Source organism: Spirulina sp. 06S082, from assembly GCF_034932145.1.
In the GTDB taxonomy this organism is placed as follows: Bacteria; Cyanobacteriota; Cyanobacteriia; order Cyanobacteriales; family Spirulinaceae; genus CCY15215.
The window spans coordinates 1-23841 of sequence record NZ_JAYGHV010000011.1 but is presented as its reverse complement, the minus strand read 5'-3'; the positions used below and the strand labels follow the sequence as shown (position 1 = coordinate 23841).

20 protein-coding genes are annotated in these 23841 nt (G+C 42.0%); 8 read left to right on the top strand and 12 right to left on the bottom strand.

All coding sequences use genetic code 11. The features are described from left to right. Window positions 1-112 precede the first annotated feature (112 nt). From VB714_RS02190 to VB714_RS02180, 3 genes are all read left to right on the top strand, one after another. Window positions 113-1762: an acetolactate synthase large subunit gene (locus tag VB714_RS02190; RefSeq protein ID WP_323220727.1), complete on the top strand. Its 1650-nt coding sequence runs from the start codon at window positions 113-115 to the stop codon at window positions 1760-1762. 208 nt (window positions 1763-1970) lie between these two features. Further along, window positions 1971-3143, top strand: a complete 1173-nt coding sequence (gene moeB / locus VB714_RS02185) for a molybdopterin-synthase adenylyltransferase MoeB (RefSeq protein ID WP_323220725.1) — start codon at window positions 1971-1973, stop codon at window positions 3141-3143. A 97-nt stretch (window positions 3144-3240) separates the two neighbouring features. Then, entirely contained in the window at window positions 3241-3969 is a 729-nt protein-coding gene (locus VB714_RS02180) for a hypothetical protein (RefSeq protein ID WP_323220723.1), read from the top strand. A gap of 132 nt (window positions 3970-4101) precedes the next feature. Here the strand turns inward: VB714_RS02180 and VB714_RS02175 are convergent, their stop codons facing one another. The 3 genes from VB714_RS02175 to VB714_RS02165 all read right to left on the bottom strand — a co-directional run bounded on the left by VB714_RS02175 (window position 4102) and on the right by VB714_RS02165 (window position 5872). Further along, the gene (locus VB714_RS02175; protein WP_323220721.1) at window positions 4102-5124 is read right to left on the bottom strand and encodes a glycerate kinase; all 1023 of its coding nucleotides are present in this window, start codon (window positions 5122-5124) and stop codon (window positions 4102-4104) included. Window positions 5125-5185: 61 nt separating this feature from the next. Then, window positions 5186-5536, bottom strand: a complete 351-nt coding sequence (locus VB714_RS02170) for a DUF565 domain-containing protein (protein WP_323220719.1) — start codon at window positions 5534-5536, stop codon at window positions 5186-5188. A gap of 135 nt (window positions 5537-5671) precedes the next feature. After that, the gene (locus VB714_RS02165; RefSeq protein WP_323220716.1) at window positions 5672-5872 is read right to left on the bottom strand and encodes a hypothetical protein; all 201 of its coding nucleotides are present in this window, start codon (window positions 5870-5872) and stop codon (window positions 5672-5674) included. Between the two features lie 293 nt (window positions 5873-6165). Here VB714_RS02165 and VB714_RS02160 point away from each other — a divergent pair, with 293 nt between their 5' ends. After that, on the top strand, window positions 6166-7467 hold the full coding sequence (locus VB714_RS02160) for a Tudor-knot domain-containing protein (protein ID WP_323220714.1): 1302 nt from the start codon (window positions 6166-6168) through the stop codon (window positions 7465-7467). A gap of 49 nt (window positions 7468-7516) precedes the next feature. Beyond that, complete coding sequence (locus VB714_RS02155; protein WP_323220712.1) at window positions 7517-8077, top strand: hypothetical protein; 561 nt, start codon at window positions 7517-7519, stop codon at window positions 8075-8077. Window positions 8078-8509: 432 nt separating this feature from the next. Here VB714_RS02155 and VB714_RS02150 read toward each other — a convergent pair whose 3' ends face one another. The 7 genes from VB714_RS02150 to VB714_RS02120 all read right to left on the bottom strand — a co-directional run bounded on the left by VB714_RS02150 (window position 8510) and on the right by VB714_RS02120 (window position 16209). After that, a complete protein-coding gene (locus tag VB714_RS02150; RefSeq protein ID WP_416309583.1) occupies window positions 8510-10510 on the bottom strand; it encodes an SUMF1/EgtB/PvdO family nonheme iron enzyme in 2001 nt (666 codons plus the stop codon). A gap of 434 nt (window positions 10511-10944) precedes the next feature. Then, a complete protein-coding gene (locus VB714_RS02145; RefSeq protein ID WP_323220708.1) occupies window positions 10945-12024 on the bottom strand; it encodes a hypothetical protein in 1080 nt (359 codons plus the stop codon). Beyond that, on the bottom strand, window positions 12021-13040 hold the full coding sequence (locus VB714_RS02140) for a MoxR family ATPase (protein WP_323220706.1): 1020 nt from the start codon (window positions 13038-13040) through the stop codon (window positions 12021-12023). Before VB714_RS02140 ends, VB714_RS02145 begins: the two co-directional genes overlap by 4 nt. 18 nt (window positions 13041-13058) lie before the next feature. Further along, window positions 13059-14060: a hypothetical protein gene (locus tag VB714_RS02135; RefSeq protein WP_323220704.1), complete on the bottom strand. Its 1002-nt coding sequence runs from the start codon at window positions 14058-14060 to the stop codon at window positions 13059-13061. A 33-nt stretch (window positions 14061-14093) separates the two neighbouring features. Then, the gene (locus tag VB714_RS02130) at window positions 14094-15566 is read right to left on the bottom strand and encodes a CHAT domain-containing protein (RefSeq protein ID WP_323220702.1); all 1473 of its coding nucleotides are present in this window, start codon (window positions 15564-15566) and stop codon (window positions 14094-14096) included. A gap of 12 nt (window positions 15567-15578) precedes the next feature. Further along, window positions 15579-15989, bottom strand: coding sequence for a trypco2 family protein (locus VB714_RS02125; RefSeq protein ID WP_323220700.1), 411 nt, complete (start codon window positions 15987-15989; stop codon window positions 15579-15581). Window positions 15990-16002: 13 nt separating this feature from the next. After that, window positions 16003-16209 (bottom strand): hypothetical protein, encoded by a 207-nt coding sequence (locus VB714_RS02120; RefSeq protein WP_323220698.1) that lies wholly within the window; start codon window positions 16207-16209, stop codon window positions 16003-16005. On the opposite strand from VB714_RS02120, the gene VB714_RS27270 reads away from it, so the two are divergent. The 3 genes from VB714_RS27270 (at window position 16110) to VB714_RS02105 (ending at window position 21950) form a co-directional block, all read left to right on the top strand. Further along, a complete protein-coding gene (locus tag VB714_RS27270; protein WP_416309582.1) occupies window positions 16110-16325 on the top strand; it encodes a GNAT family N-acetyltransferase in 216 nt (71 codons plus the stop codon). The genes VB714_RS02120 and VB714_RS27270 overlap by 100 nt on opposite strands. Window positions 16326-16455: 130 nt before the next feature. Further along, the gene (locus VB714_RS02110; RefSeq protein WP_323220693.1) at window positions 16456-19212 is read left to right on the top strand and encodes a protein kinase domain-containing protein; all 2757 of its coding nucleotides are present in this window, start codon (window positions 16456-16458) and stop codon (window positions 19210-19212) included. 2 nt (window positions 19213-19214) lie between these two features. Beyond that, window positions 19215-21950 carry a protein kinase domain-containing protein gene (locus VB714_RS02105; protein WP_323220691.1) on the top strand — a complete coding sequence of 912 codons (2736 nt, stop codon included), beginning with the start codon at window positions 19215-19217 and terminating at the stop codon, window positions 21948-21950. 104 nt (window positions 21951-22054) lie between these two features. Here the strand turns inward: VB714_RS02105 and VB714_RS02100 are convergent, their stop codons facing one another. Next, on the bottom strand, window positions 22055-22372 hold the full coding sequence (locus VB714_RS02100) for a P-II family nitrogen regulator (protein ID WP_323220689.1): 318 nt from the start codon (window positions 22370-22372) through the stop codon (window positions 22055-22057). Between the two features lie 146 nt (window positions 22373-22518). Next, the gene (locus VB714_RS02095; protein ID WP_323220687.1) at window positions 22519-23628 is read right to left on the bottom strand and encodes a sodium-dependent bicarbonate transport family permease; all 1110 of its coding nucleotides are present in this window, start codon (window positions 23626-23628) and stop codon (window positions 22519-22521) included. Window positions 23629-23841: the final 213 nt, after the last annotated feature.

Genomic DNA, 23841 nt, shown 5'->3' with positions numbered 1-23841 from the left:
TATTGCTTAGACATTAGCGGCGATCGCCGTCTCAATAACAAATAAAAAATAACCCTTCGATCGGTTCGAGGGAAACAATCAACAAAAACATTTTAATTAAGGATAAAAGATTGTGGGACAATTAAACACTGCCGAACTTCTCGTTCGCTGTTTGGAAAATGAGGGCGTTGAATACGTTTTTGGACTTCCAGGAGAAGAGAATTTGCACCTTTTACAGGCATTAAAAACCTCTTCTATTCAATTCATTACCACCCGTCACGAACAAGGGGCGGCATTCATGGCCGATGTCTACGGACGCTTGACCGGAAAAGCCGGAGTTTGCCTCTCTACCCTCGGTCCGGGTGCCACCAATTTGATGACGGGGGTGGCAGATGCTAACCTCGACGGTGCGCCTTTAATTGCCATTACGGGACAAGTGGGAACCGATCGGATGCACATTGAATCTCACCAATATCTCGATCTGGTCTCTATGTTTGAACCTGTTACTAAATGGAACACTCAAATCGTCCGTCCCAGCAATACACCAGAAATTATTCGTAAAGCCTTCAAAATTGCCCAACAGGAAAAACCGGGGGCAGTTCATATAGACTTACCGGAAAATATTGCCGCCATGCCCGTCGATCGAGAATCCCCTTTAAGTACCAATGGCAAAGAGGCCATTTATGCTTCTTTTCGTAGCTTTAATAAAGCCGGCGAAAAGATTTCTAAGGCGAAAAACCCTTTGATTGTCGTCGGAAATGGAGCCATTCGCGCCCATGCCAGCGAAGCCCTCATAGAATTTGCCACTCGTTTAAATATCCCTGTAGTTAATACTTTTATGGGGAAAGGTGCAATTCCTTATACCCATCCTCTCGCTTTATGGACCTTTGGACTGCAACAACGCGATCTCGTGAGTTGTGCTTTTGACCAAACCGATTTAGTGATCGCGATCGGCTACGATTTAATCGAATATTCGCCGAAAAAATGGAATCCTGACGGTAAAATTCCCATCATTCATATTGGTGTAAATTCAGCAGAAATCGACAGTAGTTATATTCCTAGTGTAGAAGTGATCGGGGATATTTCTGATTCTCTCTATGAGATTACGAAACGAGTCGATCGCGAGGGAAAACTAACAAGTATGGCCTCAGAAATACGAGGAGATATTCGCGATGATTACGAACATTATGCCAATGATGACGGCTTTCCCATCAAACCACAAAAGATTATTTACGATCTACGACAGGTGATGGGACCTGAAGATATTGTGATTTCTGATGTTGGGGCGCATAAAATGTGGATGGCGCGGCATTATCACTGCGATCGCCCCAATACTTGTATTATCTCCAATGGGTTTGCAGCGATGGGAATTGCCATTCCTGGGGCATTAGCAGCGAAATTGGTCAACCGCGATCGCAAGGTTGTAGCGGTGACGGGAGATGGCGGTTTTATGATGAACTGTCAGGAATTAGAGACAGCATTGCGGGTAAAAACGCCTTTTGTGACGCTAATTTTTAATGATAATGGTTATGGGTTAATCGAGTGGAAACAAATCAATCAATTTGGCGAGTCGGCGTTTATTAATTTTACCAATCCCGATTTTGTTCTCTTTGCTGAAAGTATGGGATTGAAGGGTTATCGCGTCAAATCAGCAGAGGATTTAATTCCGACGTTGAAAATGGCCTTAGAACAGGATGTTCCGGCAGTGATTGATTGTCCGGTAGACTATAAGGAGAATCTGAAATTTTCTCAACAGTCTAAGGATATGAGTTGTCATATTTAGATATTCTCTTCTGAAACTCCCGTTAGACCCGATTGGGTCTAACGGGAGAGAATGTTATCAAAAATATTACAGAATAATCGGGAAGTCGGACAAATAGGGTTCAATAAAGATAAAATAGACAATCTTACCCCAGACAAAACCGCGATCGCTTTGTGACCTACCCCAACAGAAGGCGATCGCGCCTAACGAACCCTAAACTCGATGGTCAATGTTAAATCCCAACTTGGATGAAATCCAACTCAATAAAGAAGAATACGAACGTTATTCGCGCCATATTATCTTGCCAGAAGTGGGGCTAGACGGGCAGAAGCGTCTTAAATCTGCAAGCGTTCTTTGCATCGGTACCGGCGGCCTCGGTTCCCCTCTCTTACTCTATCTCGCGGCGGCGGGTATTGGGCGCATCGGTATTGTTGATTTTGATATTGTTGATAGTTCCAACCTCCAACGCCAAATTATTCACGGCATTTCATGGGTAGGTAAACCGAAAATTGAGTCGGCAAAAAACCGCATCCAGGAAATCAATCCGAACTGTCAAGTAGACTTGTACGAAACCCGCTTAAGTGCAGAAAATGCCCTCGACATTATCAAGCCTTACGATATTGTTGTCGATGGAACAGATAATTTTCCCACGCGCTATCTCACAAATGATGCTTGCGTTCTCTTGAATAAGCCGAATGTTTACGGCTCAATTTTTCGCTTTGAAGGACAAGCGACGGTGTTTAATTATGAAGGCGGACCCAACTACCGCGACTTATACCCCGAACCCCCTCCACCTGGAATGGTTCCCTCTTGTGCGGAAGGTGGCGTACTTGGGGTTCTTCCTGGTATTGTCGGAACGATTCAAGCGACGGAAACCATTAAAATTATTTTAGGGAAAAACACAACTTTAAGCGGGCGCTTGTTGTTGTTTAATGCCCTGGAAATGAAGTTCCGAGAACTCAAACTTCGTCCCAACCCCGTTCGCCCAATTATCGAAAAACTCATCGACTACGAACAATTTTGCGGTATTCCCCAAGCCAAAGCAGCAGCAGCAGAGGAACAACAAGCCATGTCAGAGATGAATGTACAGGAGTTAAAACAACTCCTCGATAGTAGTGCGGATGATTTCTTATTGATTGATGTTCGCAACCCCAACGAATACGAAATTGCCAAAATTCCGGGGGCTGTTCTCATTCCTCTCCCGGATATCGAACAAGGTCCAGGGGTTGAAAAAGTGAAAGAAATGCTCAATGGTCATCGTCTCATTGCTCATTGTAAAATGGGCGGGCGATCGGCGAAAGCCTTAAGCATTCTCAAAGAGGTTGGCATTGAAGGAACCAATGTCAAAGGCGGTATTCGCGCTTGGAGTCAAGAAGTCGATCCTTCTGTACCAGAATACTAAAAAGTGGCGATCGCGAATGGGGACTGGGTAATTGCTCATTCCTCATTCCTCGCTTTACACTGAGCGAAGCCGAAGTGTTCCCTATTTCCCTTTTTCCATGAAACAGTCCTTCTCTCGTGCGATTTCTCTGGGTCTAGTCGCCCTTTCACCCGCAACCGCTTTACTGGTTGCGACTCCTAGTCAGGCTAATATTTTCAGCGATCTTGATGTTTTTAGTCGTCGTTATCGTCACGGGCAATTTACGGAAGAGTTTGCAGAATGTGCGACACAACTATTAGCGGCAGGAGTTCGGGAAGACCAAACTGCGATCGCCTGTTCCGAAGCCCTAGAACCCACCGATGTCTCGCAATGTGTCAGTTCAATTGACACAGGAACGGTTATTAATGAACTCTATGCCCTATTTGCTTGTTTTCGCGTCAGACGACCCCTAGAATTGGCTGAATGTGTGGTGACGATTAATGACAATGTTTTGGTGACGCGCACCGAATTGGCGGGAAATATTACAGTTGCAGCGACGGAACTCGAACCCCTTGCTTTATCAACTTTAGATCACTGCCGCCGCAGTCTGCTACCTACGCGCTTATCGGCTTGTGTTGTTGGGTTGAGTCAACAAATTCCCCTCACTCCCTCTCGCGCGCTGAACACTTGTATTGATGCGGAAGATTTTCCTCGGGAATTATACACGCCATCCACTAATGCTACTTTAGAGCCAGATTATCCCACGGATGCGAATCCAATAGACAAGCCTGGTATTGAGTTTGCGCCCTTAGATGAAAATTTTGATTTTACGCCGCCTTTAGAGGGAGACTCTCAAAATACACCATAACTTAAATGATTAATCCCCTTTTTCAAGTTTCTAAATAATTGAGAAAGGGGATTATTAAACTGGGGTCTACCGAACTTGTTATGTAAAAATGATAATTTGGTAGACCCTGATATTATATTTGGTGGATTCCTGTTAGGTTTTTTGATTGTGTTCTGGTCGATAAATTTTGTCAATTGTGCGATCGCGCTTAATTGCGACGACTAAATCTGTCAAAATAGGATTGCGAATCAAAGGAGTGATGAACAACTCTGGGTGCAATGCTTTCCAAAAATATTCTACAAACTGCTCGATTTCCTCATCTTTCATCCCTCCTCTTCCTGTTGCTTTCATCTTCTGTTCTGCCTCTATGCGCCACTGTTTGCTAAGGCGATAATCTTCAGGGAATAATACCATTAACCGATCTAAACGGTGCCACAATGCCACATAATCGAAAAGGCGATCGTTTATATCTTTAGCAAATTGAATATCTTCAGGAGTATTAATGGGATCGGGGGCATTGTCAAAAATACGATTATCAGGAACGGGACGCACGCCGACAAACCAACCTTCAAAAATAATAATATCAACAGGATTAATCACTTCTGGCTGGGCTTTATCTCCGGCACCTTGACAAGCAGATTTATCAAAACGAGGAACGATAACAGGCTTGCGTCGTTTGGTTTGACGCAATTTATCTAATAAATCTACCCCAATTTCCACATCATGGGTTCCGGGGGGACCTCGCCAAATCAAACGCGGATCGTAGCGTTGTAATTGCTGACGTTCGATGTAGGATTTATAGAGATCGTCGAGAGAAAATGTGACGCTAGTATAGTCCAGTTCTTCTAAAATTAGGCGCAGGACTTCTGCAAGAGTTGTCTTTCCCGTCCCCTGTCCCCCCAAAATGCCCTGAACAACGGGTCTATTTAATTTTTGACGTTCTGCAACCAGTTCGAGAGAAAGGGGTAGCCACAGGTTCCAGAGGGTCCGCAAAATGCTTTCTGTGTCGGTTAAACCCATATCTTGACAAAGTTGTAAAATATCGGGGGCAACGGTGTGAAATAATTGCGATCGCGTTTCTATTGAGTCGCGATCGCTTTGTTGATGTAACCCAAATGCTTGATTTTTGCCAGCATTGGCCAATTCTTCAGCAATAATATTTGTGTAGTCTTCCATGTTGGTAACGATCGATGAATAATGAATAATTATCAATACAGGAAAGTTAGATTCTGGGATCTCAGGAATTAAGTTTGAAGGCTTCGAGAATAAAGCCAAAAGCAACACCAATTTTAAACGCATTGAAGGCATCCCAAAAAAAGGTTAGTCTTGTTGTTGTCCGCGATCGCGCCATTCGTTCCCGGCTATAGGCAAAACGGCTAATCAGTTCGATGCTTAAAGTACAGATAGCGGCAGCAGAAACATCTAACATAGCAAGTTGTCCCGTCGTGCTAGTAATGGCACTAGAGGCAAAAAAGCCGACAAATAAAGCAAGGAGAATAATGGAAATGCGCCGCCATGGGTTGCCGATCAGTTGCAAAAGGCGATCGCCGAGTACATTCGCGATACTATTCAAACGAGTATTTTGCATTTTATTTTGTTTTTTGTTATTTGAGATTGTCTAAATTTTAAGCCCAAAAAAATCCCCCCATCCATCGGATCGGGGAAATTAGGACTCAAGTGAAACTTAAATTCGAGAGAAAAATGGGGAAAACCCTGATGGCGATTAAACTGTAGCGATTTGAATTTTGCCCTGTTTTACGGCACGGAGAAGGCGGTTAATGGCTCGATGTTCGTTCTCGTCGAGGTTTTCATCAAGGGCTGCAGCGAGTAAACCGTAGCGATCGCTGAGGGTTAAAATGCCTGTATGAGCAGAGGAAGCGAAGATTTCAGAGATTGCGCCGGGGATGAGTTTGAGGTCTAACATAGTTCTGTGGGTTTTTTCTCTCGATATCCTTATCATCGCCTTTTTGCGGGGATAGCGACGCGATCGCATCCCCACCGATACCGTGAACTTTATCGCCAGTTCTCCGTGAATTCATGCAGGTTGAGGGGTGATGGAGATAGGGTGAAAAATGCGATCGGAAGGGATGAGGAGATGCGATCGCGATCGCCAGAGAATGCTTGGAAAACTTCTCAAGGTTATTGTAAAAGGAGTGAAGCATCTCAAAATTTGCCGAGTTTTAACTCACGAACACTTAACGTTGCGAGGATTAACTGATGAGTAATTCGATCGTTCAACTTGTTGACGAACTCCCTAAAGATAATATCACCGTCAAAGTTTTAAAAGCACTGGATTTTATTGCTCCGGGTCAGTGGGATAATATCGTGGGATTTGATGAAAATATTCGACATCTTACTGGAGAGAGCGATCTCAAAGCCATTCAACGCATTCGCGATCGCGCTGCATCTCTCTATCTCGATCCTGACAAGGGTTATCAAGGGGCGATCGGGTTGTATCAGGCGATCGATAAGGCTGATGTGGCGATGGCAACGGCAGCATTAGCGAATAAAGTTGGTGAAAAAATTAGTTTTCTCTCTTTCCTGGGCAATATTACCCCCAAAGCTGACACGACTCAAACTATTGACTTATTGCTAAAAATTGCGATCGAAGTTATTGCTTTTTGCAAACTAAATGGACTTCCCCAACCCAACCCTCAACAATTTGCCACCTCTCTCGCGGAAAACTATCAAGGTGCGAGTTTTATGCGGATGGTTGCGTTAGTTTGCATCGATGGCGTTTTGCCTTTGGGTCCGAATTTTCTGACTAAAATTCACGAGATTATTAATGGTATTGATGCCGGAGTTATTTCTCAAAATCCTGTTTTTATCGGCATTCAAGACCGATTACCAGGCAAGACAACGGGCGATCGCGTTGGCTTTCTCAATCAATGTTTTGAAGCAATAGAAGGATGGATGAATGGATTTGTTGCGAAAACAGGAATTACCCCACAAACCATTTCTAGTAGTTTAGGGCAGTTTGTACAAATTGCTGATGATAATTTGGATTTTGTGGCGGCAGTTTTGGATCAAACGACTAATTATTACGAACATACTGGCATTCAAAGTGTTTCCCGTCGTTTAATTTTAGATGCTTATGCTTTGGTGAAGGAAGATTTACAAAATGCCCCAGAAGCGGATAATTCTGGAGGGGGAGAAAATGCTGAATTTTCTATTGGGGACAAGATTGAAGTTTGGGATAAAGATGAGGAAGATTGGTACGAAGCGACGATTAAACAAATTAAAGTTAAAAATGGGACAAATCGTTATTTTGTACATTATACGGGTTACGGGTCTTCAGAGGATGAATGGATAAAAGAGAAAAATGTTCGGTCTGGCGATCGCCCTGACGCTGACGATAATGGCTATGCGATCGGTCAAAAAGTTCGGGTTTGGGATGAAGATGAGGAGGAGTGGTATGCTGGGATTATTAAAAAGATTGACGGCGACCAATATCGGATTCATTATATTGATGAAGATGATTCTTCTGATGAGTGGGTAGATTTGGAAGAAATTAGTTAAATAATTCAATAAATAGGGTGGGCAATGTCCACCCAAAAGGAGCATCATTATGTCAAATCTACGCTTAAATCTCGGCTGTGGGTTCAAATCGTTGCAAGGTTATATCAATGTCGATCGCTTTGGAAATCCCGATTTAAAGTTCGATTTAGAAACTTTTCCTTGGCCGTGGCAAGATAATAGCATCATTGAGATTAAACTGATTCATGTTCTCGAACATCTCGGACAGCAAACCGATACTTATTTGCAGATTATTCAGGAAATGTATCGCATTTGTGCCAATGGTGCGACGATTCATATTATTGTTCCTCATCCCCGTCATGATGATTTCATTCACGATCCTACTCATGTGCGACCAATTACGCCTTCAGGACTGAGTATGTTTTCTCGTCGCTTAAACCAAGAATGGCAAAATCAAGGCTGTGCCAATACACCTCTGGCACTATATTTGAATGTTGATTTTGAGTTAGTGCAAACCAATTTTGTACCGAGTCAACTTTGGCGCGATCGCTATCCCGATCGCCTTTCAGATTTACAATTACTTTTACAAGAAAGTGCGCTTTATAATAATTTGATTAAAGAAGTTGAAATGTTGCTTAAAGTGATAAAATAACGTCGATGAAGTGCGGAAAGGGGTACATAATCATAAGCTATACTTTTCATTATTCTATTTTGTTTTTTCTATTAATTGAGGGGCTTAACGTTTCTTAATCTAGAGAATTTGTTCTTGTCAAGCCGCGAGTTAGCGTTGTTTGCATCTGGGCAGTACATCTGCTATTTTAAGGAGAGGAGATATAGTTGCCCATTTTGTAGCAATTTGCCAGTTTGGTAACGTTAGGTTAAGGGTTTGCGCCGATCCACCCTTTTTTATCCGATTGGATCGATAAAAACATTCTCTACCAAAAAAATGAATGTTTATGAAGAAAGCATTGACAAAAAGGTAGTTTTATTGAGATATAGTTTGTTGTGGTACTGCAGCACTATAAGCAAGAGGCTGAGTTTCTGAGAAGAATGAGAGAAAAGAAGTGAAACAAAGTAAAAAGGGTTAAGAGAGAAAAAGGGAAGAAGTCCTCCCGGCACCGCACACCACGCGAAAACCGACGATCTTGCTGTTATCGCCGCGCCTGTAGACATTGCCGCTGCGGTAGGCAGAGCGGCAGTCATTTGGGTAGTACAACCAAGAACCGCCCCGCAGTGGAGAGCGATCGCGATCTCCTTTCTCTTTTTGAGAACGATTATCATTCTCATTTTTTACCCAAGCACTACCATCAGTAGGAGCCTTGTTGTAATTCTCGTGCCACTCATCCATACACCATTCCAAAACATTTCCGTGCATATCGTACAAGCCAAAGGCATTCGGGGGAAACTGTCCAACAGGAGTCGTTTCTTCTCGATATTGCCCCGTGGGTTCGCCAGCATAGGTTCTACTAGCATCATAGTTCGCCAGTTCGCTGGTAATAGTTTCGCCACAGGAAAACGGAGTCGTCGTCCCAGCACGACAGGCATATTCCCACTCGGCTTCGCTGGGAAGTCGATATTCTTGCTCTGTTAGCTTCGACAGCCTCTTGCAAAACTCTACTGCTTGATACCAACTGACTCTCTCTACAGGACGATTATCGCCCTTGAAATAAAAAGGATCGAGATCATCGAGGTCGCGATCGCACCGCAAATCTTTACGAGATGCGATCGCCCTCCATTGCGCCTGAGTGATGGGATATTTAGCCATGAAGAAGGGTTGCACGGTCACTTCATGTTGCGGTCTTTCTCGGGAAGATCCTTCCCCTTTTGGCGAACCCATCTGGAACGTCCCACCAGGGATAGCTACCATGTCCACGGAGACACCATTCCCCAAATCTTGGCTGAAATATTGAGCGAGTCGAGTATCTTGCTTAATAATTTCACCGAGACGATTGACAGTAGGGGTTTTATAGTCAAATACCTGAAGGTTTGCAGGAAAGGGAATCCACTCTCGCAGACTTGCAGGAGAAATAAAACTTTGCGGCGTTTGCGTTGGTTTCCCATACTGCTCGTTAAGTTGCACGACACGCTCTTGAAAGAACTGTCCGAGGTGTTCCATGCTAATATTTCCTTGAGTTGAAGAAAGAGCTTCCAACAAAGTGTAGGTGAAGCTACCATATTCCAATTGCTCGATTTCATAAGACATTTGTTCGGGACTGGAAGAATAAGAGATCGCCAGACCGCGATCGCCTCTCAATTCTTGGCTCAACTGTTGCTCTAAAGATAAAACTGCATTCGAGAGGGAATCTGAAGAAGATTCTGAAATAGAATAACGTTCGGCATCTAATAGCAAAATCACCCGACCTGCTCCAAAATCAAACAATTGTCGAGCGATATTATCCACAGAGATAGCTGTAGATTCTACCTCTTTAGGGTCGCTATCACTTAGCATCAAATAGTCTTTATCTCTCTTTCGACAGCCATGACCTGAAAAGAAAAACCACACTCTATCTTCTGGCATTAATAACGATTTTAGTGCGCTTAAAAATGAGAGTAAATTACTATATGTTGGTTTGGTAATAATCTGCCGATCGCCAGCAACATCAATTGAAGGAGAATCTTCGCTAAATCGAAAAACGCGATCGGTTGAGGCTTGTTGCTCGAACCAAGTTGCGATCGCCTCTGCATCTCGCTTGCCATATTGTAAAGAACGAAAATAATTGTAATTGTTGATGCCGATCGCGATCGCATAATTTTTTCCTCCTCTAACTCTCGATTTTTGAAAATCTATTTCTAACTCTTGAAAGGTTTGTCTTTCTCCAATTCCCAACCCAGATAAATCAATTTCTAACTCTCGACCGAGTTGCGCGATCGCCTCTCTTTTTTCCTTCGAGTCCGGCTTTCCCTCGAGTAATAAATCTCTCAATAACTCAGTAAACTTAATAAAAGAAGGATAACCGCTTAACTGAGGGCTGAGTTCTCCTGTAATTTGCGTCAGTCTCGCCCATTCTGCTTCACTTCCGCATTGCTGAAATGCCGCCTTAATTTCTTGATAAACTTGCTCTTTTTTATCTTCCAAACAAACCATCGCTGCCCATTGCTGTGCCTGCAATTCAGGAGGGCGTAAAAAAGAATGAGTGCGAGCAAGATGTTTAATATAACTCAATAAAATCAAAGCTACTTCTTGTAAGTGCTTCTCCTTCAATCCTTGCACCTGAAAAAATGTCTCAAGATTTTCCAGTAGATAAGCACGAACTGGAGACTCCATCGCATATAATTCATAACCCACCGGACTAAATAAATCAGAGAGCAGTAGATCGACTTCTGCCACCCAAGAAACTCGTCCCCGCAAAAATTGATGCCGCAAGTAATTGAGAAGTTCGGGAGTAACAATTAAAGGAATCGCAGCATGATAGACAAGCAGCCGATAGGATTCATCAAAACGGCTCACGAAGCGGTCTACATTTTTTTTCGCTTGTTCTTTCTCCTCAACAAACAAGTCAATTACTGCCATTCCTGATTTTAACGATACTGAGAGAGCTTTTTCCCCATAATAGTATCGATCGCATGACTCAATCCTTGGTTATCCATAGGAAACATCGGCACGCGATCGGCAATAAATTGGGCAGAGGTTCGATACCAACGGTTTTTGGGTATGGGATTCAACCATGCAATATAACTGGTTTTCTCCCCCATATCCAATAAAAATTCCGTTGTTGCTTGAACTCTTGCCAAAGAACGATATCCCCTCGCGGCTCCTCCATCGCTGACCACTAACACGCTCGTATTGCGATCGCACATTTTTAGCACCTCAGCAAGCAAAACCGATTCCATCAAATAAGGATCGCGATAGATGCTTGTCGCTGGAACATTGTGAAAATAGAAAATATCCAACTTTGCCAAACTACTTTCCCAGCGAGCAGTTTTCACTAATTCGCGGGTCAGAGGATGAAAAGGAGTCATGGAACCATTGCGATCGATCAGTAATAGCAAATGAGCGTGATTGGTTTCTTGCCGAGTATAAGCGGGAGATAAGAAAAATCCCTGTCGTGCCGCTCTTTCCACTGTTTCGCTGACATCTAAAACATCCTCACTGCCATCTTTGACAGGACGATTAATATATTGCCAATGGTAAATCATTGCGCGCCGAGACAGGGGAAAATCCGTCGGAAAGACCGCAGGCATTTCGCTATCCATTGCCGTCAAAGGAGCGCGAGTGGGAACAGGGGCAAAACGATAGGCAGTTTGTTGTTTTAATGGTCCGATTTCATGAGTAATTGTATTGGCGATCGCATCGGATTTGGGCGATAAATCTGTAGAAGCTGGAGAAACTGACTGTTGTTGGCGATCGCGATCGGATTCAGTTTTCTTTTCTGCCAAACTAACCTTACTCGCATCCCAAAACCCTAAAAAATGATCTTGTTGAGAAAGAGAATGACACCATAATAATTGCAGCATTTCCCTCAAATCTTCTTCGTTATTGCCCCAACCTCCTCTTAATGCTTGCAAAGCTGCCAAATATTCGCTTGTGCCGATTTGAAAATCTTGGCGCACCCGTTGGAAAACCTCATCAAGCATTTGTTGGGAGTCAAAATCTTTCACGAAATCCTCCAATCTTTATATCTACACCAATCTTCGGAATGTTTGAACAACAATTCCCGATAAGGAATTAAATTCCCTTTAGTTAGTTGCCTGACTGGATTGGGAATATCTTTATCAAAATTCCTGAGTGCTTCGAGCCAGTCTAAAAATTCGCTTGTTCCCGGTTTCTTCAGCAAACTGTCATCCTCGCGAATTTTCAAAAAGCAATCTATTCCTCGATCTATGATATTTTCTTGACTTTTTTTGCTGTTTGTTTTACCTGTCGCGCGTTGAGCTTTTTCGTCATGCACTCGGACAATTTCCTCTAATTGTCCCTTGGGAAATTCGAGATAGAAATAAATACAACGCCGTAAAAAAGGAGCAGGAAGGTTGCCTTTCTCTCGATTGCTGGTAATAATAACAATCGGTCTATTATGCGCGATCGCTTCAATCGTTTCGCCCGTTTCGGGAATCGTAAATTGCCAAGGTTCATCCAGCACGGTTAATAAATCGTTGGGAAAATCGATCCCAGCTTTATCGATTTCATCAATCAAAACCACAGAAGGACATCCTTTAAAATTAAAAGCCTGACCCAAAGCTCCTAACTTGCGATAATCTTCAGCTTTACTGGGGTTTCTCGTCGTTGTTTTTCCTTGATTTTTGGGAGGATTTTCACTTTCTATCTCTGAAGAATTAGCTAATTTTTGAATTTGTACGTCGTGCAAGCGCAAGATAGCATCATAGGTATACAACCCATCTTGTGCTTTGCTGTTAGAACGAACATCCCAACGATAGTAAGGTAGTCTCAGTTTATAGGCGATCGCTCTAGCCAGACGAGTTTTCCCGCAACCCGCTTCTCCTTCTAATAATAGAGGTCGCCTCAAATAGATAGAAAGATTGACAGCTTTTATCAGTCCAGATTGGGCGCTACAATAGTAGGGTTCTGATTCTTGTGGAATATCGGCTTTAATATCCGAAAGAATATCTTTAAGTTGATATTCAGGGTCGATGTAAAAATCGTCAGTTACTTTACTCATGAAATTTATGGTAATAATTTATTGGTTTAGAAGTTCGAGAAATTTTTCATAGACGAGATTGGGTTTTCGTTCGGTTTCTTCCTCAATTGTCTGAAGAATTTGCTCGCAAACAGAACGAGAAAAGTCAGAATCATTATATAACCAATTTTCGATTTCTTTCATCTGACATCTTTTTAAAGGTAATTTAACAATTTTATTAGGACTAGCTTCAGCAAAAGAAGTACAAATATATTGTACGGATATATCTTTGGGAATTTCTACATCTAACTCAAACAAAAAAATTAACTTTAAATACGGATGATTGGGCAAACTTGTAATGAGCTGAGTCCAAAAACTATCAATAAACCAATTCCAAAATGTTTTGTCTTTTGCGAGAATTTTATAGCCCGAAAAATGGAAAAAATGAGCAAGTCCAGAATCATCTTTAGCAAATAAAGAATGAATTTTTTGAATAATATCTCTCTCCAAAAATTCAGAGTTTATATCGAGATGTAATTCGCCGGCTAAACGCCGTAAAAATTCCTGTTTATTTTGTTGTTCGCCTGGAATCGACTGAATTTTTTTCTCGAAAAATTTACCCTTAGTTATTGTTTGCTGCAAATAATGAATGAGTTTTTTGCTGCAATATTTACCTCCATTAGACAAACATTTCTCGATAACAAAAAATCTTGCTCCTCCCTCTCTACAGTGAATTTTTTCAATTGTTTTAGAAAATCTTTGTAGTGCTTGCTTATAATCAAAATTCAATAATTTTGTCTGAGATTCTACATAAATAATATTTTTGTTATTTGTTTCTTGAGAACGAGTTAGATTTAACTTTTCTCTTAGCTCTTCCAAATCCGCCTTTTTTAGCTTCCACTCGTCATAAATCTTTTCAGCCTGCTTTTCCAAACGACCTCGTATAACAGAATCCAAAGCATTTCTAGCATCCTGACTAATACCTTCGTAATCTTGATTTAACTGCTCCATATCCTCTTGAAGTTTTTTAATCTTTGGATCGTTATCTAAACTAAAGTTCATTACCAATCTTAAAATTTAATAATTAGTGTAAAATTAGTGTAAAAGGTTATGCAATTCCTCTTTTTTCAAGCTCAATTCATCATAAAGTATATCGGCTTGTTTTCCCAAACGACCTCGCATAACTGAAGTCAAAGCATTTCTAGCATCCTGACTCATACCTTCGTACTCTTGTTCTAATTGTTCGATATCTTCTTGAAGTTTTTTGATTTTGGGATCGTGGCGATCGTATTCAGGAGGCTCAATCGCGTCGAACTCAAACAGATTACCCTCTTCATCGCGATCGGCACGCAAAAAGAGGATAAGACGATACCATTCATACTTATGATAGTGCATGGCATCCGAAGCGAGTTTGACTGCTTCTAGCAAAGATTTCTTTGCTCCCAATGCTCGATAAAATTGCTCGACAAAATCAGTTGCACTCTTTTCAGAAATGCTAAAAGGAGTTGCAATGACGGCAGGTACATAGCGCAAAAGTTTCTGAGCTACACCATTAAAAACTGAATCGCTTTTATAAGCCAGAGCCGATTTACACGCTGTAATTATAACAAGAGCCGGCTTACTTTGTCCCACTAATCTAGCAAAATCATCCCCACTCATATAATCTATTTCAGAAGAATCGCTTTCAAAGCAAAGAAAACCTTGCGCTTTTTCTAAAGGACTCTTGCAAACTTTGCATTGAAAATCGCTAAGAGAATGAAAGATTTTGGCTACATCACTTTCAGAACATTCCAGTTTGGGACATTTTTTCTTGAAAAAACCATGCCCGTCAAAATGAATAATATCTGGTTGTTCGTCCTGTTCTGTCAAATAAGCTCGCAGTCTTTCTCTCGTTGGGGTTTCAGTTTCTTTATTATACCAAGATAGCAGACGAATGCGACCTCCTTGAATGGCTTTTTGCAATCCCTGACCAATGACAGCCTTTTTCGATTCGATCGGCTGATATTGCTCATTAGAAGCAGCCGATGGAATGAGTAAAACTTTAATTTGCTCGACCGTTCTTTTTCCTTGAGGTAGCAGATTAGGATGAGCAATGAGATAGGAAAAGCTAACCTGGCGATCGGCTAAGAATTCTGCCCCATCGTGGGCTAATTGCCAAGGATATAAAGATAAATAAGAAGATTCAATAACATTAGCATCATATTGGATTGAAATATGTAAACGTTCTCCTTTCGCTTCTGCTAATGCCGTCAAGAGTGCCTTTTCAATTTTGCCAATGAATAAAGATTCATAGAGTTTTCGACCAATATTTTTGGCCATATCGGGATGAAAAAATTGATTGTTTTCCGGAGAGAGAAAATTCTCTGCTATCATCCAATCGCGATCGTCTTTTTCATTGATTTTGTAGCCCGTTCCAATCTTATCCAAACTTCTAAGCACCGTAAATAGTCGAGAATCGCCCCGACTATCAGAAAAAGGAAGTTTGGAGCGTTCTTCTCCAAATTCATCTGCAATAATTGTGAAATTTATGCCATCAATCGATGACAAAATCAACCTGAGTTTTTTCACTTAGTTCTCCCATCAGTTTTCAAACTCGTCATCAGACCCTTGAAGATTAATTTTCTTCACTGATTCTTCAACTTTTTTCGCCGTTTCAGGATCTGATTTTTCTAAATAATCCATCAACTTTTCATTTAAGAAAACTGGAGTTAGTGTTATTTTGATAGAATGTATATCTTCTCGATTCAAACTTGCTTTGGCCTCTCCACTGATTCCAGCTTCTCCTAATTTTAATACATCCAAAGAGAAAATATTGATTTGGGGCTCGATTTTTGCTTCGCCGCTACCTTGAACTTCTCTTCCTTTAGAAACCGTCACTTGCAGATCTAATTCAATTTTCTCGACCAAAAAAGCAGGAGATTCTTTATTCGTCTTTGCTAAATCTTCCTTGATTTTAGTAATAAGTTCAGCCAAACCAATTTCTTCTGACATTAAGTAACTCCTTTTAGATATTTAACGTTAATCTTATTTTTAGCACGATCTCGTCATTATTGAATATAATTTGGCGCGATCGCCTTGCGAGATATTGAATCGGAACATCTACAAGCAGAACTGGGCTACTGGATTGGGGTAGAATTCTGGGGTCGAGGGTATGCCAGTGAAGCCGCAAGAAGCGCGATCGCCTATGGATTTGAGGTTTTAACACCTTCACCACATTTACGCTCACTATATGGCACGAAATCCAGCCTCTGGGCGCATTCTGCACAAACTGGGAATGCGTCAAGAAGGATTGTTGCGCGATCGCACTCGAAAATGGGGTGTTTTTGAAGATGTTCTTCTCTATGCCATTTTAGAGGAAGAATGGCGCGAACATCGGGGAAATTTCGGTACGATGGGAAGTTAATATTAGAGGTTTAGCTTGATTCTTCCCAACTTCTGAACTTTTACCGTTTTATTTATGGATGAAATTTTAACAGGTCGCTATCAAATCATTCAACGTTTGGGACGAGGAACATTTGGTCAAACCTTTTTAGCAAAAGATATTCATTTACCCAAACATCCATTATGTGTTGTTAAACTGCTTAAGCCTAACTTAGACAGTGAAGACGGTTTAGAAATGGCAAAACGGTTTTTCGATCGCGAAGCAGAAATGCTGTACAAATTGGGAGAACATCCACAAATTCCCCGTTTGCTGGCACATTTTGAGGAAAATGGAGAATTTTATTTAGTCCAAGAATATATTGAAGGGGAAACTTTAGCGCAGGAGTTACACAAGGGTAGTTTATGGACAGAAGAAGCAATCATTACTTTAATTCGCGATCTCTTAAGAGTTCTGGCTTTTGTGCATCAATCTCAAGTCATTCATCGAGATATTAAACCAGCCAATATTATCCGCAGAAAACGCGATCGCGAGATCGTTTTGATTGACTTTGGTGCAGTTAAACAAGTTCGTTCCCAAGTAGACAGCGATCTGACGGTTGCGATCGGAACTCCCGGTTATATGCCTCCCGAACAACAAGCATTTAAGCCTCAATTTAGCAGCGATATTTATGCAGTGGGAATTCTCGCTTTTCAAGCCTTAAGTCGTTTGTCTCCCAGTCAATTTCCTTACGATAAAACCGGAGAAATTTACGCGCATCTTTTCGATCTATCTATCCCTATTAGTCCAGAGTTAACCGACTTTCTCGATCGCATGGTGCGTTATGATTATCGACAGCGCTATACTGACGCAACGGAAGCATTACAAACCTTAAAACACTTAGATTTTAACCTAGATCGAGAGCGATCGGGAACGGAAGCGACTTTAGCGACGATCTCCACCTCAAACGCGATCGCCAATTCTGAAAAAACCGAATTGATTTTCCCAAAAACCGAACCTCCGACAGAACTTCCTCCCGAATATAACGACTTTTTAAACGTACCGACTCTCTCTCGAGAGGAATCGCGCAATCGTCAAATTTTACTGAATAAAGTTACAAATTATTGGATCAAAGGAGTTTTAGAAACTTCACTACATGGTAAAGCATTGATTGAGTTAGGGTTAGAAGAAAGACTGGATGCAGTCGATCGTCCTTGGGGATTAATTTGGGAAAGTAGCGATACACCCTGTCAATCTCTTGCTTCGGGAATTCGTATTATTAATAAATTTGATGAACTAGGTGCCGGTAGAACTTTGTTGATTTTAGGCGAACCGGGTTCGGGAAAAACGACAACTTTGTTAGAATTAGCACGAGATTTAATTACCCGCGCAAATAGAGATACTTCTCTCCCTATTCCAGTTGTTTTTAACCTCTCTTCTTGGGGCGATCGCAAGCGAACTATTGCTCAATGGATCGTTGAAGAACTGAATACAAAATATCAAGTTGCAAAAGGAATTAGTAAGAAATGGATCGAACAACAACAACTCTTATTGCTTCTCGATGGTTTAGATGAAGTGAATATCGAAAAACGACAATCTTGTATTGAATCTCTCAATCAATTTTGTATAGAGTTTGGTCAAACAGAAGTAATTGCTTGTAGTCGCATTCGAGATTATGAAAATTTACCTTCGCGCTTGTCTTTTCAAGCTGCAATTTACTTACAACCTTTAACTCAAGACCAAATTCAAAACTATTTACAAACAATGGGAGAGAGTTTTTATACCTTAAGAATAACCTTACAAAACGATGAAACATTACAGGAATTAGCACAGTCTCCTCTCATGTTAAGCATTATGACTTTAACTTATCAAGATATGCCCCTTGAAAATGAACCTCAAAGAAGCATAGAAGAACAGAAAGATCATTTATTTCGTGCCTATATTGAACGAATGTTTAATCGTCGCGGTAACAATAATAATTACTCAAGAAAACAAGCACAAAAATGGCTGAGTCAACTAGCAAAACAAATGGAAAAAAGCTCTCAAACTGTTTTTTTGCTCGAACGAATACAACCTAATTGGTTAAAGAAAAAGCGGCATCGTATTATTTATCTAATGAGTTTAATTATAACTTATTTTTTAATTGCTGGCTTATTTTTTAATGTTTTTCTACCTCTAGATAAACTAATCGTCACGCTATTAGTAGGTGCAGGATTATCTTGGTCAATTTTTGGGATTTATCGGGTTCAACCGATTGAAGCATTAAAATGGTCGTGGAAACGAGGGCGTGATAATCTCTTAATTGGGACAGTTTTAGGCGCATTTTTAGGGACGACAATTCGTATTTTATATGAAGGTTTAACCAGTCCTTTACATTGGCGAGTTTTCAATCTTACCTGGCTGCAAACTCATCAAGATATTCCCTTGCGAGGTTTGGTTTTTGGTGTTAGCATTGGTATTATGTTTGGTATTGTGCAAGGCTTTAAAAGTCCTGGAATTGAAACGATTGCTCTTCCCAATCAAGGAATCTGGCAATCAGCAAAAAGTTCATTATTATTTGGTTCGATTGGCTTTATTGTTTTTGCGATCGCTGCCGATCTCATTAGTTGGTCGATTATTTTTTGGGGTTGTTTTGGGATGGTATTTGGTTTGGCTACAGGAGGAGGAGAAGCCTGTATTAAACATTTAATTTTGCGAACAATTCTTTATTTTGATGGTCGCATTCCTTGGAATTATGCCCGCTTTCTTAATCATGCTACACAATTGATTTTTTTGCAAAAGGTAGGTGGAGGTTATATTTTTATTCATCGGCTATTATTGGAATATTTTGCTAAAATTGAATATAACAAAGGGTGACTATGGAAACTATTTTAGCTAATCGCTATCAGGTAATTCGACATTTAGGTGGGGGAGGATTTGGGCAAACTTTTCTCGCACAGGATATTCATTTACCCGGAAATCCTATCTGTGTGGTGAAGAAACTCCAACCTAAATTTAATGATACTCATAGTTTACAAATTGCGAAAAATCTCTTCGATCGCGAAGCAGAAACTCTCTATCAATTAGGAGATCATCCCCAAATTCCGCGTTTATTGGCGCATTTTGAGCAAGAAGAAGAGTTTTATTTAGTCCAAGAATATATTCAAGGAGAAACATTAGACCAAGAACTCATTATCGGAACACCTTGGTCTGAAACTAAAACGATCGCCTTAGTGAAAGATATCTTAAAAGTATTAGCATTCGTTCACGATCGCCATACGATTCACCGAGATATTAAACCTGCAAATTTAATTCGCAGAGAAAGCGATCGCGCCATTATTTTAATCGATTTTGGTGCAGTCAAGGAAGTTAGCCAAATCACGACAATAACAGGGGAAACAAGTTATACTGTTGTCGTGGGTTCTCCTCTCTATATGCCCAGCGAACAACGAGCAGCAAAACCTAAATTTAGCAGCGATCTTTATGCCGTAGGAATCGTTGCAATGCGGGCATTAACGGGTTTAAATGTGTCCGAACTTCCCCGCGATCGCAATGATGAATTAAGCTGCAATCTTCTCCAAACTCCTATTCCTATTAGCGATGATTTTATCCATTTTTTGGGTAAAATGATTCACTACGATCACCACCAACGCTATCAAAATGCTTCTCTTGCTTTGCAAACATTAGAAGAATTATTTAATGAAAATTATGAAAGCCAAACGGATATCATAACTCAACCATTATCAATCTCAAATCCTAAAATAAATACCCCTTTTCAATCTCCCGATCGCACGCAAATTCCCCCAGAACTTTCTACCCCAAAAACTTTATCGCGAGAAGAGTATCGCAACCGTAAAATTTTACTCAATAAAGTGAAAAATTATTGGATTAAAGGGGTTTTAGAGAACTCCTTACACGGTCGAGTTTTGCTAGAATTGGGTATTGAAGAACGTCCCGAAGCGATCGCCAAACCCTGGGGAATGGTTTGGGAAAACGCAGAAAGCGATCGCGAAAATCTCTCTTCTCGAATGCGAGTGATTGATAAATTTGACGAACTTGGGATCGGTAGAACTCTCTTAATTTTAGGAGAACCCGGTTCGGGAAAAACCACAACACTTCTCGAACTTGCCCGCGATATTATTGCCCGCATAGAAGTCGATTTAAGTCAACCTTTACCCGTTATTTTTAATCTTTCTTCATGGTTGGGAGAACAACAATCAATACAAGATTGGTTAATTGCAGAATTGCATCGCAAATATCAAGTTTCTCCGGAATTAGGGAAAGTTTGGGTTCAAGAACAACAACTTTTGCTGTTACTTGATGGCTTAGATGAAGTCAATTCCGAACAACAACAAAGTTGCGTCAAAGTCTTAAATCAATTTTGTCAGGATAACGGACAAACGGAAATTATTGTTTGTAGCAGAATTAAAGATTATGAACGACTTTCTTCGCAATTATCCTTTCAAGCGGCAATTTATTTACAACCTTTAACTTTAGAACAAATTCGCTTGTATTTAGATGGAATTGGTTCAGGATTGACCGCTTTTCATCAAGCCCTAGATATCGATGAATCTTTACAAGAATTAGCGCGATCGCCGTTGATGTTAAGTATTATGACCCTTGCTTATCGCGGCATGAATATGCAAGATTTACCCAGTCAAGAATTAACAGAACTTCGCAATCATCTGTTTGATACTTATATCGAAAGAATGTTCGATCGCCGCTTTTCCGAACAAATATATCCTAAAAAATGGGCGCGTCGATGGCTAATTCGTTTAGCGAAACAAATGGTTAAGGAATCGCAAACTGTGTTTTTAATTGAAAGAATGCAGCCAAGTTGGTTGGAAACAAAAACAAAACAGTGGAGTTATGCGTTAGGGGTTGGGATATTAGGGGGATTGATTTCTGGAATTGGGTCAGGAATTAATTTAACCATGACACGAGGCATTAATAGCGGCATTATTGCCGGTATGATTTTAGGAATAGCAGGTGGAATTATTGTCGGTTTAATGTTCGGATTGGCGATCGCCAAGATCGAACCCGTAGAGATGGTAAAATGGTCTTCTCTGAAAGCTAAAGAAGCATTTTTACCGGGGATGCGAATTGGGGTTATCGTGGCGATCGTTTCTCTGATTGCTTATCTTTGTTTTGGTTTGTTTTTCGGTTGGAGTCGATTCTGGTGGGAAGGCTGTCTTTATGGGTTGAGTGGTTGGGGAAGCGGAGTCGTTTTTATCTTATTGCGCGGGTTAGGGGGAGAAGGAATTCAACAGCGAACGATTCCCAATCAAGGTATTTGGCAATCTGCAAAAAATATGGCATTTTTTGCTTTAATTGGTGTTATTTCTCTCTCAATTGTGGTAGAATTAATAGGATTGCCTTTGCTTTTTGGTGCAATCATTGGGCTAGTTTTTGGGATAGCTTCTCCAGCAGGAATTGCTTGTTTGCAACATTTCACCTTACGGATTATTTTATATTTTGATAAGTCAATTCCTTGGAATTATGCTCGTTTTTTAGATTATGCAACCCAGTTAATTTTTATGCAGAAGGTGGGAGGAGGTTATATTTTTATTCATCGTTTATTATTGGAACATTTTGCGGCCATGAAGATTGATTAAATCTTACTATTCTCATTTTAAAAGGGATGGCGATCGCCATCCCTCTCATCCTAACCTTATCGCACTACCCCAATATATTTGGTTTCGATCGGCTAGGTTTTGAATTAGAACTTGTGCGCGTGCAGTACTTCCATCACGTCACAGAGATAGGCGATGCCCGAATAATCGTCGAAAAACTGAGCTGCGACCTCATCCGAAATCTTTACAGCCATTTCCCGATTGGGAACAAGCACCTCAAACTTTATATTCGAGTCGGTGTCGGAAACGGTGGGTCGTCCCGACGAGCGCACGTTGCGACTGCCTTTACCACCAGCGTCCACCACCGTATAACCGGTAGCCCCGGCTTCGTCGATGATCTTGGCGACTTTTTTCAGCAACAACTTTTCCGTGACGATAACGAGCTTGCTGGCTTGCTGGGTCATATATGTTACCTCTTGATGATGTGTGTATTTATTGAACAACATAGAAATTTAGAAAAACGGCAGCACCGCGCGCTATCGCGCCGATCTAGCTGCCGCGTTGGTCGCTGGGCTAGGGGAGCGCCGGAAGACCTCGACCCGTCTGGGATTCAGCCGCCCAGCGCCTGGGCAAGCCCGACGAAGATCGGTATTCCCAAGGCGATCGCCACCGGCGTGCCGACGGCTGTGGACGAGCCGATGTAGGCGGAGGGATTGGCCGACGGAATACCGGCTCGTAAAGTGGGCGGCCCTGAGATGTCTGAACTGGAGGCGGCGATAACGGCTAGGATCGCGACACCGCCAAGGCTGAATCCCGTAATGTAATGGGCAATCATGCCAAGACCGAAGGCGATGAACCCATGCAGCAGTGGTGCCACAAAGGCATATATGGCGTACCACTGTCCCACCTTGCGTAGCTCGCCAAGCCTTGCAGCCGCCTCCATACCCATTACCAGCATCAGTACCGAAAGCAGCCCTCGGAAGAGGGGACTGTAGAAGCTTTCATAAACACTTTCCGGCCGGGTTAGCAGGCCGAGAGCGAGACCGAGCAGCAGTGCCGATAGAGCAGAACCTTGAAGGCTTTCCTTCACGATAGGCCATATCTTGACCCGCTTGCCTGCAGTATCGCGCTTGGGATACCCACGTGCGGTAATGCGCCGCTCATTGCGCCGCTCATTGGTATACCCGTCTGCGGTAACGCGCTGCTCGCTGAGAGACTCAACTGGGGTATCGCGCTGCTTTTTGGTATAAATGCTGGCCAAGACGATCGCGGTCACGAGGGCTGGAATATCCATGAAGGGATAGAGTGCGGCGGCCCAAGGCTCGTATGAGACACCTTGCGTTTCCAGTATCGTCAGGGCGGCGGCGAGGGTAGAACCACTCACGGCACCGAACAAGCCCGCAGTCGCAATGCCATCCTCGACTTTGACCTTCGGCAGCGCGCATAGCGTGTAGCGCCCAATGAATACGATAAGGATCCCCATTGCCACGGCGAACAATGCGGGCAAAAGTATCTCCGCCAGATTGGAGTCGCGGATCCCCTGTCCACCGGTTAGCCCGACTTTCATGAGTAGCATGAAGACAATGAACTTATAGGCTGCATCTGGAATTGATAGTCGGCTACCGAGGGAAGCGACGACTATACCACCAATCAGAAAGCCGAGTGTCGGGGACTGTAACTGCGCCACAAAGCGCGTCAAGAAATCGGACAAAAAGTCCACGTTTAATTCCTCCTTGAATTATATATTAGGGGTCAGGATGCCAGACAAGCACGGCCTCGAATCCTAGGGGGCTGGCTCCCCGCATTCGGGTGAGCAGCGAATCAACCCACCAATCTATTGCATCTGCATCCCGGTGCGTCCCTTGCTGGAAGATACAGTTTCATTCCGGCGATCGCAAATTATTGCACTCATCAGTGGTAATTCAATCGCACT

What these genes read in the sequence shown, in the direction of transcription:
- VB714_RS02125 (WP_323220700.1), bottom strand. Translation starts at nt 15,989, where the DNA reads ATGTCAGAAGAAATTGGTTTGGCTGAACTTATTACTAAAATCAAGGAA.
- VB714_RS02100 (WP_323220689.1), bottom strand. Translation starts at nt 22,372, where the DNA reads ATGACCCAGCAAGCCAGCAAGCTCGTTATCGTCACGGAAAAGTTGTTG.
- VB714_RS02165 (WP_323220716.1), bottom strand. Translation starts at nt 5,872, where the DNA reads ATGTTAGACCTCAAACTCATCCCCGGCGCAATCTCTGAAATCTTCGCT.
- VB714_RS02140 (WP_323220706.1), bottom strand. Translation starts at nt 13,040, where the DNA reads ATGAGTAAAGTAACTGACGATTTTTACATCGACCCTGAATATCAACTT.
- VB714_RS02155 (WP_323220712.1), top strand. Translation starts at nt 7,517, where the DNA reads ATGTCAAATCTACGCTTAAATCTCGGCTGTGGGTTCAAATCGTTGCAA.
- VB714_RS02175 (WP_323220721.1), bottom strand. Translation starts at nt 5,124, where the DNA reads ATGGAAGACTACACAAATATTATTGCTGAAGAATTGGCCAATGCTGGC.
- VB714_RS02150 (WP_416309583.1), bottom strand. Translation starts at nt 10,510, where the DNA reads ATGGTTTGTTTGGAAGATAAAAAAGAGCAAGTTTATCAAGAAATTAAG.
- VB714_RS02110 (WP_323220693.1), top strand. Translation starts at nt 16,456, where the DNA reads ATGGATGAAATTTTAACAGGTCGCTATCAAATCATTCAACGTTTGGGA.
- VB714_RS02105 (WP_323220691.1), top strand. Translation starts at nt 19,215, where the DNA reads ATGGAAACTATTTTAGCTAATCGCTATCAGGTAATTCGACATTTAGGT.
- VB714_RS02180 (WP_323220723.1), top strand. Translation starts at nt 3,241, where the DNA reads ATGAAACAGTCCTTCTCTCGTGCGATTTCTCTGGGTCTAGTCGCCCTT.
- VB714_RS02160 (WP_323220714.1), top strand. Translation starts at nt 6,166, where the DNA reads ATGAGTAATTCGATCGTTCAACTTGTTGACGAACTCCCTAAAGATAAT.
- moeB (WP_323220725.1), top strand. Translation starts at nt 1,971, where the DNA reads ATGTTAAATCCCAACTTGGATGAAATCCAACTCAATAAAGAAGAATAC.
- VB714_RS02170 (WP_323220719.1), bottom strand. Translation starts at nt 5,536, where the DNA reads ATGCAAAATACTCGTTTGAATAGTATCGCGAATGTACTCGGCGATCGC.
- VB714_RS02135 (WP_323220704.1), bottom strand. Translation starts at nt 14,060, where the DNA reads ATGAACTTTAGTTTAGATAACGATCCAAAGATTAAAAAACTTCAAGAG.